General features: G+C 51.5%; 1 protein-coding gene. It reads left to right on the forward strand.

The features are described from left to right. On the forward strand, window positions 1-412 hold a 412-nt coding region (locus J0A66_RS21835; RefSeq protein ID WP_206575952.1), incomplete at both ends, for a DUF1287 domain-containing protein.

Genomic DNA, 412 nt, shown 5'->3' on the forward strand with positions numbered 1-412 from the left:
GCCCCCCTGGAGCTGGTTAAGGCCGCCAAAGCCCGTACACAACTGGATATTCGTTATGACGGCAGTTATCAAAAACTGGCCTATCCAGGCGGTGATGTGCCTGACAATATTGGCGTTTGCACTGACCTTGTGATCCGCAGTTATCGCACCCTGGGAGTCGACCTTCAGTTGTTAGTGCATGAGGATATACGCGAGCATTTTACCCTCTACCCCTCTAAACGCATTTGGGGTCTGAGTAAGCCCGACCGCAATATTGACCATAGGCGCGTGCCTAATTTGCAGGTGTTTTTCAGCAGATATGGGCAGTCTTTGCCTTTCACTCAGTCAGGCCAGGGGTTTGTGGCCGGCGATATCGTCACCTGGATGTTACCGGGTAACCTGCCACATATTGGCATTGTCAGTGATAAAAACG

It is taken from the genome of Bowmanella dokdonensis, from assembly GCF_017254865.1.
Taxonomy (GTDB): domain Bacteria; phylum Pseudomonadota; class Gammaproteobacteria; order Enterobacterales; family Alteromonadaceae; genus Bowmanella; species Bowmanella dokdonensis.